A 7,236-nucleotide genomic window follows, 5' to 3' on the forward strand; every position below is an offset into this window, starting at 1 on the left:
TACCGGCCTGTCACGCCGGGGGTCGCGGGTTCGAGCCCCGTCAACCGCGCCATTTCCTTTTATTCCCCGATGACCTTGCACAGATAGCAATTGTTGCTGGCCGACCGGATATGAACGGCGGTGATGTCATCGCGCGCAAGCAGGGCGGCGGCATGGCTTTCGATTTGGGCCGTTGGCACCGCCCCGCCCGTTCCATAAACAATCCGTTCCCCGCTGTCATAGCCGCGCAGCAGATAGGTGGGCGCAGTCAGAATCGCCGCTGGCAGATCGGGGCCACCCGGCGCGCAATCCGCCGCGCACAGAAAGATCGGCCCGGTTTCCGCATAGGGATGCCGCGCGGCAAAAGGCCGATGCGCAAGCAGCAGCGAGACCTGTCCGGCAGGCACCTGTTGCAAACAATGTCGGCAGGGCGTGCCATTGCCGGTCGAGATTGCGCGTTCGGGCGCGCGGCCATAAGCGTCGGTTCCGTTGCGCAACGCCCATGCAGTGGCGGTCGAGATCGGGATAAAACGAATTGTCATCGGGGACTCCTGTTTCAGATATAAACCCGCTATGACAGAGACCCGTGCCACAAGGGGGCGTGGATCGGGCGTTTCATTAAGGATGATGGGCATGAAGGATCTGGATGACGCAACCGCGCTGATTGCACGCATGGGGCGCGCCGCGCAAGAGGCCGCCGTAACCCTGCGCGAAGCCAGCCCCGCCGCGAAACAGGCCGCGTTGAACACGGCCGCCGACGCGCTGGCCAGCACCATTCCCGATATTCTGGCCGCCAATGCCCGCGATATGGAATTCGCCCGCGAAAAGGGCCTGTCCGATTCGATGCTCGACCGGCTAAAGCTGGACGAGGCGCGGATCCGTGACATTGAAACGGGCCTGCGCGCCGTGGCCGCCCAACCCGATCCGGTCGGTCAGATCATCGCCGAATGGGATCGCCCCAACGGACTTCACATCCAGCGCGTGCGCACGCCGATCGGTGTCATCGGTGTGATCTATGAAAGCCGTCCCAACGTTACCGCCGATGCCGGTGCGCTGGCGCTGAAAGCCGGCAATGCGGTGATTCTGCGCGGCGGCTCGGAAGGGTTGCACTCCAGTGCTGCGATCCATGCAGCGATGGTGGCGGGGTTGCGCGCGGCAGGGCTGCCCGAAGCGGCGATCCAGCTGGTTCCGACCCGCGACCGCGCGGCGGTCAGCGCGATGCTGACGGCGCAGGGGCTGATCGACGTTATCATTCCGCGCGGCGGCAAAGGGCTGGTCGGCTTGGTGCAGGATCAGGCACGGGTGCCGGTGTTTTCCCATCTCGAAGGCATATGTCACGTCTATGCCGATGCCGACGCCGATCTGGACAAAGCCCGGCGGGTGGTGCTGAACGCGAAAACCCGCCGCACAGGTATCTGCGGTTCCGCCGAATGCCTGCTGATCGACCGCGCCTTTTACGACCGCCATGGCGACGTGCTGATCCGCGACCTGCTGGACGCTGGCGTTCAGGTGCGCGCCGATGGCGATCTGGCGGCGATTTCCGGCACGATCCCCGCTCAGCCCGACGATTTCGGGCGCGAGTTTCTGGACAAGATCATCGCAGCCAGGCTGGTGGATGGCGTGGAGGGCGCAATCGAGCATATCCGCCGCTACAGCAGCAACCACACCGAATCGATCCTGACCGAAAATGATGCCACCGCCGCCCGCTTTTTCGCCGGGCTGGACAGTGCCATCCTGATGCGGAACGCCTCGACCCAGTTTGCCGATGGCGGCGAGTTCGGCATGGGCGGAGAAATCGGTATCGCGACCGGAAAACTGCATGCGCGCGGCCCGGTGGGTGCAGAACAATTGACCAGCTTCAAATACCTTGTCACCGGCGATGGCACGACCCGCCCCTGACTGGCATCTTCTGTCTAAAAATATCCTCGGGGGGAATCCGGCCCCTTGGGGACGGATGGGGGGCAGACAGCCCCCCAACGGCGGTTCAAAAGGAAATTTCGCCGCCTTTTTCGTCCAGTTCCCAGGTCAGCGGGCGCTGCGCCTCACGCGCACATTCGGCCAGCAGGGGGAACTGCACCTCGGATGGTGCGGGCAGAGGCAGGCTGCCGGTATCGCCGCTTAGCCATGACCACAGCACGCTGTCGGGCTTCATCCGGTCGGCGTCAGCCACCAGCCGCCACCGCTGTCCTGCACGAACTGCAAGAACGCGCCCGCCCCACGGCATGGCGGATTCAAAGCACATGATCGCCAGCAGAACCATCCGCCCCTCGATGCGGGGCAGATCGCCCTCTGCCTCCAGCGTGATGCGGACCCGGCCTTGCCGTGACATGCCGTCCAGCAGTCGTGTCAGATCGGGCAGGCTGACCCGCTGATCGGCGGGTGCTGCGCCGAATGCCATGCGGAATGCCTGAATCCGCGCCCGTGCCGCATCGACTGATTCGGCGATCAATTGCACCTCGGGGCTTTTGCCGATGCCGGGAAATTCGCCCGACATTTGCAGCAATTCCAGGCCGTTACCGATGGCGCCCAGCGGCGAGACCAGATCGTGACACAGCCGCGATCCGACCATTGCGGACAAATCGACCGCGGTGATCCTGCTTGCCGTGCCACTCATGCCGATTTAACCTTGGGAAAAGAGGTTGCGATGAACGAGACCCTTGAACCCGGCATGATCGTGCGCCATCCCAATGCCCCCGAATGGGGCGAGGGGCAGGTGCAGTCGCGCATTGGCGACAGAATCACGGTAAATTTTGCCGAGGCCGGAAAACAGGTCATAGACGGACGCCGGGTTGTGTTGGCGGTCGTTCGGTTTGACACGGGGGTATAGATCTTGCTCATGCTGCAAGTCATCGTCGGATCAATCTTGAATTGCAATGCCGGAAATGCACAACGTGCAGATAATTTTTCAACCGGATCAAGTGCGGTTGCAATGATGCCCGTGCCCGCCTAGACATTCGGGTCAGACGCAGCAGAAGGTCCGCTTTGACCGTATGAAGCACGATCCCGGCTATTTCGAAATTCGTCTTGCCACCAGTGAACGCGATCTTATGGCCGCGCAACGGCTGCGCTATCGCGTGTTTGTCGAGGAATTGGGCGGTGACGGCGCTTTGGTCGATCATGATGCCCGGCTGGAACGCGATGAATTCGATCCGGTCGTGGATCACCTGTGCCTGATTGACACCCGCCGCAGCGCCGAGGATCTGGATCACGTGGTGGGCGTCTATCGCCTGTTGCCGGGGTCTCGGGCGGCGGCCTTTGGGCGGTTTTACTGCGACAGTGAATATGATCTGACGCTGCTGCGCGAATCTGGCCGCACCGTGCTGGAGCTTGGACGGTCCTGCGTTGATCCGGCCTATCGTGGCGGTTCGGGCATGTTCCTGCTGTGGAATGCGCTGGCCGATTATGTGCTGGATAACGGCATCGACATCCTGTTCGGCGTCGCCAGTTTCCACGGCACAGATGCGACGATGCTGGCGCCGTCGCTGGCGTGGCTGCACCACCACCATCTTGCCCCCGCCGATCTGCGCCCCCGCGCCCGCCCCGAGGGGTTTCAGCCGATGGACCTGATCCCGCTCGACAGGCTGGACCGGCGCGAGGCGATGCGGGGCATGCCCGCCCTCATCAAAGCCTATCTGCGCCTTGGCGGCATGGTGGGCGAGGGGGCGTTCATCGACCGCGCCTTCAACACCACCGATGTCTTTTTGCTGATGGACACCAAGGCGATGTCCGACAAGCACCGCCAGTTCTACGAATCGCGCTGGCAGCAGCAGAAATGACTGACCCCGGACGCGGCCCCGCCACATGGCGCGGCGATGAGCCGCCCCTTCTGCCCGGCCCGCAGGGGCTGCTGGGCTGGCTGCGGGTGATCCGGCGTGGTGTTCCGGCGATGCTGGTGCTGCTGATCGGCGTCATCCTGATCCTGCCGCTGCGCGCGGTGGAATGGCTAATCGCCGGACCGCGCCGCCCGGTGACGGGACCTTGGGTGCAAGGCGTTTGCCGCGCTGTGCTGGCCTGCATTGGCATTCGCTGGTCGCGGCAGGGCGCGCCGATGCGCGGGCCGGGCGCGGTGGTGGCGAACCATTCCAGCTGGCTGGACATTCTGGTGATGAACGCCGCCATGTCGGTTTTTTTCGTCAGCAAGGCCGAGGTGGCGGGCTGGCCCGGTATCAACATTCTGACCAAAGTGACCAACACCCACTTTGTGACCCGCGACCCGAAACTGGCCCGCGCGCAGGCCAGCGAATTCGCCGCCCGCACCCGCGCCGGGCACCGGCTGCTGTTCTTCCCCGAGGGCACCTCGACCGATGGCCGCCGCGTCCTGCCCTTCAAACCGACGTTGTTTCAGGGTTTTCTGGACCCGGCTCTGCCGCAGGGGTTGGCGATCCAGCCGATAACGGCGGTGTATCAGGCCCCGCCCGGCGCCGATCCGCGCTTTTACGGTTGGTGGTCCGACATGGATCTTGGCCCGCATCTGCTGACCGTCCTTGCCGCCCCGCGTCAGGGCAGCGTGCACGTGATCCTGCACCCGCCCGTGCCGGTCGCCGGGCAGGATCGCAAGACACTGGCCGCCGCCACGCACCGGGCGGTTCTGTCGGGCATGGGCCTGGATGCGGGGTGAACCGCTGCCCCGCAGCCTGCGCTTTTTGTTGGCGGTGCTAATCGGGCAAGCGGTGGCGCTGGTTTTGGCGGCGTCGTTTTTGCCCATCGTGGCGCTGTTTAAACCCGGCCCCTATTGCCCCGACCCCAGTCTGGGGCGCTGTCTGGAAGAGGACGTGATCTGGGGCCTGTTGATCTATGGCCCTGGGGCGGCAATCCTCGGGCTGCTGGTGCTGACGCCGCTGATCTATTTCTGGCTGTCCCGGCGATAGCCGCGCTTGCGGCCTGTGTTCCGGTGACATATCTGCTACGATCCCTAGACCCGCAGCCTCAGGACCGCCCATGACCCGCTTTGCCGCCCCCATCGCCGAACAGATCTGGGATATGAAATACCGCCTGAAGGACGCAGACGGTCAGCCCGTCGATCTGTCGGTCGAAGACAGCTGGCGCCGCGTCGCCCGCGATCTGGCCAGCGTTGAGGCCGACCCGGCGGCGTGGGAGCCTCGGTTCTACGCCGCGCTGGAGGATTTCAAATTCCTTCCCGCAGGGCGCATTCTGGCGGGGGCGGGCACTGGCCGGTCGGTGACTCTGTTCAACTGTTTCGTGATGGGGACGATCCCCGACGACATGGGCGGTATCTTTGACATGCTGCGCGAGGCGGCCTTGACCATGCAGCAGGGCGGCGGCATCGGCTATGATTTCAGCACCATCCGCCCGCGCGGGGCCGAGGTGCGGGGTGTCGCCGCCGACGCATCCGGGCCGCTGTCCTTCATGGATGTCTGGGATGCGATGTGCCGCACGATCATGTCGGCGGGGTCGCGGCGCGGCGCGATGATGGCCACCATGCGATGCGATCATCCCGACATCGAGGCCTTTATCGCCGCCAAGCAAGACAGCGCGCGGCTGCGCATGTTCAACCTGTCGGTGCTGGTGACAGATGCCTTCATGCAGGCGGTCAAGGATGACGCGCCCTGGGATCTGGTCTTTGGCGGCAAGATTTACCACACAGTGCAGGCGCGCGATCTGTGGAACCGCGTCATGCGCGCGACCTATGATTACGCCGAGCCGGGCGTGATTTTTATCGACCGCATCAACGCCGCCAACAACCTGCATTACGCCGAAACGATTGCCGCGACAAACCCCTGCGGCGAACAGCCCTTGCCGCCTTATGGGGCCTGTCTGCTGGGGTCGGTGAACCTTGCGCGGCTGGTGACGGACCCGTTCACCGATGCGGCGCGGCTGGATATGGCGGCGCTGGATGATCTGGTGCGCACCGCGATCCGCATGATGGATAATGTGGTGGACGCCAGCCGTTTTCCCCTGCCGCAGCAAGCCGCCGAGGCGCAGGCAAAGCGCCGCATCGGCCTTGGCGTCACCGGGCTGGCCGATGCGCTGCTGATGCTGGGGCTGCGCTATGGTGCGCCCGATGCGGTCGCGCAAACCCGCGACTGGATGCGGGCGATTGCCCGCGCCGCCTATCTGGCCAGCGCCGATCTGGCGGCCGAAAAGGGGGCGTTTCCGCTGTTCGATGCCGATGAATACCTTGCCTCGGGCTTCATGGCCAAGATGGATGACGACGTGCGCGACGCGATCCGCGCCAAAGGCATCCGTAACGCCCTGCTGACCAGCATCGCGCCGACCGGCACGATCAGCCTTTATGCCGGCAACGTGTCCTCGGGGATCGAGCCGGTCTTTGCCTATGCCTACACCCGCAAGGTGCTGCAAAAGGACGGCAGCCGGACCGAGGAAGAAGTCACCGATTACGCCGTCCAGATGTGGCGCGATCTGCACGGCGACGCGCCTTTGCCCGATTATTTCGTGAACGCCCAAACGCTTGCACCCCTGGATCACGTCGCCATGCAGGCGGCGGCGCAGGAATGGGTGGACAGTTCGATCAGCAAGACGATCAACTGCCCCGAGGATATTTCCTTCAACGATTTCAAAGACGTTTATCTGGCCGCCTGGGATCTGGGCTGCAAGGGCTGCACCACCTATCGCCCGAACGCGGTGACGGGTTCGGTGCTGTCGGTGTCCGAGACAACCGAGGCCGCACCCCAGCCCGACAAGGGCGCCGATGTCGTCTATCTGACCGAACCGCTTGACCGCCCCGCCGCGCTGGAGGGCGCGACCTACAAGCTGAAATGGCCGGGGTCGGAACACGCGATCTACATCACCGTGAACGACATCATCCAAGGCGGCCAGCGCCGCCCATTCGAGGTGTTCATCAACTCGAAAAACATGGAGCATTTCGCCTGGACGGTCGCCCTGACACGGATGATCTCTGCCGTATTCCGCCGCGGCGGCGACGTGAGTTTCGTGGTCGAGGAGCTAAAGGCGGTGTTCGACCCGCGCGGCGGCGCATGGATGGCGGGCCGCTATGTGCCGTCGATTTTGGCGGCCATCGGCGGCGTGATCGAACGCCACATGATCGCCATCGGCTTTCTGACCGGTGAAGGCGCGGGCCTGAAATCCGACCCCAAGGCCGAGGTCATGGTCGTCGGCGAGGCTCCGCGTGGCCCCGCCTGTCCGAGTTGCGGGCAGTTCGGGATGCGGATGATCGAGGGGTGCATGACCTGTCCGAGTTGTGGGCATAGCAAGTGCGGGTAGGCTAGGCTCCAGACTTCGGTAACGGGGTCGTCTCAGTCAAGCGGTTTTTTGCAT

8 protein-coding genes are annotated in these 7,236 nt (G+C 64.2%); 6 read left to right on the forward strand and 2 right to left on the reverse strand.

Annotated elements, in window-relative coordinates:
* Positions 1–59: 59 nt before the first annotated feature.
* Positions 60–521: a DUF1203 domain-containing protein gene (locus Q4G22_RS15530; RefSeq protein ID WP_303386794.1), complete on the reverse strand. Its 462-nt coding sequence runs from the start codon at positions 519–521 to the stop codon at positions 60–62.
* 91 nt (positions 522–612) lie between these two features.
* On the opposite strand from Q4G22_RS15530, the gene Q4G22_RS15535 reads away from it, so the two are divergent.
* Positions 613–1,878 (forward strand): glutamate-5-semialdehyde dehydrogenase, encoded by a 1,266-nt coding sequence (locus tag Q4G22_RS15535; protein ID WP_303386795.1) that lies wholly within the window; start codon positions 613–615, stop codon positions 1,876–1,878.
* Positions 1,879–1,963: 85 nt separating this feature from the next.
* On the opposite strand, the gene Q4G22_RS15540 is transcribed toward Q4G22_RS15535, so the two are convergent.
* Positions 1,964–2,593: a histidine phosphotransferase family protein gene (locus Q4G22_RS15540; RefSeq protein WP_303386796.1), complete on the reverse strand. Its 630-nt coding sequence runs from the start codon at positions 2,591–2,593 to the stop codon at positions 1,964–1,966.
* 30 nt (positions 2,594–2,623) lie between these two features.
* Here Q4G22_RS15540 and Q4G22_RS15545 point away from each other — a divergent pair, with 30 nt between their 5' ends.
* From Q4G22_RS15545 to Q4G22_RS15565, 5 genes are all read left to right on the forward strand, one after another.
* Positions 2,624–2,806 carry a DUF3553 domain-containing protein gene (locus Q4G22_RS15545; RefSeq protein ID WP_303386797.1) on the forward strand — a complete coding sequence of 61 codons (183 nt, stop codon included), beginning with the start codon at positions 2,624–2,626 and terminating at the stop codon, positions 2,804–2,806.
* Positions 2,807–2,969: 163 nt separating this feature from the next.
* A complete protein-coding gene (locus Q4G22_RS15550; RefSeq protein WP_303386798.1) occupies positions 2,970–3,755 on the forward strand; it encodes a GNAT family N-acyltransferase in 786 nt (261 codons plus the stop codon).
* Complete coding sequence (locus Q4G22_RS15555) at positions 3,752–4,597, forward strand: 1-acyl-sn-glycerol-3-phosphate acyltransferase (RefSeq protein WP_303386799.1); 846 nt, start codon at positions 3,752–3,754, stop codon at positions 4,595–4,597. The genes Q4G22_RS15550 and Q4G22_RS15555 overlap by 4 nt, the downstream gene beginning before the upstream one ends.
* Entirely contained in the window at positions 4,587–4,847 is a 261-nt protein-coding gene (locus Q4G22_RS15560) for a hypothetical protein (RefSeq protein WP_303386800.1), read from the forward strand. The genes Q4G22_RS15555 and Q4G22_RS15560 overlap by 11 nt, the downstream gene beginning before the upstream one ends.
* Before the next feature lie 70 nt (positions 4,848–4,917).
* A complete protein-coding gene (locus Q4G22_RS15565) occupies positions 4,918–7,182 on the forward strand; it encodes an adenosylcobalamin-dependent ribonucleoside-diphosphate reductase (RefSeq protein WP_303386801.1) in 2,265 nt (754 codons plus the stop codon).
* The last annotated feature ends 54 nt before the right edge of the window (positions 7,183–7,236 follow it).

The organism is Paracoccus sp. (in: a-proteobacteria) (assembly GCF_030538655.1).
In the GTDB taxonomy this organism is placed as follows: Bacteria; Pseudomonadota; Alphaproteobacteria; order Rhodobacterales; family Rhodobacteraceae; genus Paracoccus.

Coding starts and splice junctions, on each gene's coding strand:
- Q4G22_RS15560 (WP_303386800.1), top strand. CDS start 4,587: ATGCGGGGTGAACCGCTGCCCCGCAGCCTGCGCTTTTTGTTGGCGGTG.
- Q4G22_RS15555 (WP_303386799.1), top strand. CDS start 3,752: ATGACTGACCCCGGACGCGGCCCCGCCACATGGCGCGGCGATGAGCCG.
- Q4G22_RS15565 (WP_303386801.1), top strand. CDS start 4,918: ATGACCCGCTTTGCCGCCCCCATCGCCGAACAGATCTGGGATATGAAA.
- Q4G22_RS15550 (WP_303386798.1), top strand. CDS start 2,970: ATGAAGCACGATCCCGGCTATTTCGAAATTCGTCTTGCCACCAGTGAA.
- Q4G22_RS15540 (WP_303386796.1), bottom strand. CDS start 2,593: ATGAGTGGCACGGCAAGCAGGATCACCGCGGTCGATTTGTCCGCAATG.
- Q4G22_RS15530 (WP_303386794.1), bottom strand. CDS start 521: ATGACAATTCGTTTTATCCCGATCTCGACCGCCACTGCATGGGCGTTG.
- Q4G22_RS15535 (WP_303386795.1), top strand. CDS start 613: ATGAAGGATCTGGATGACGCAACCGCGCTGATTGCACGCATGGGGCGC.
- Q4G22_RS15545 (WP_303386797.1), top strand. CDS start 2,624: ATGAACGAGACCCTTGAACCCGGCATGATCGTGCGCCATCCCAATGCC.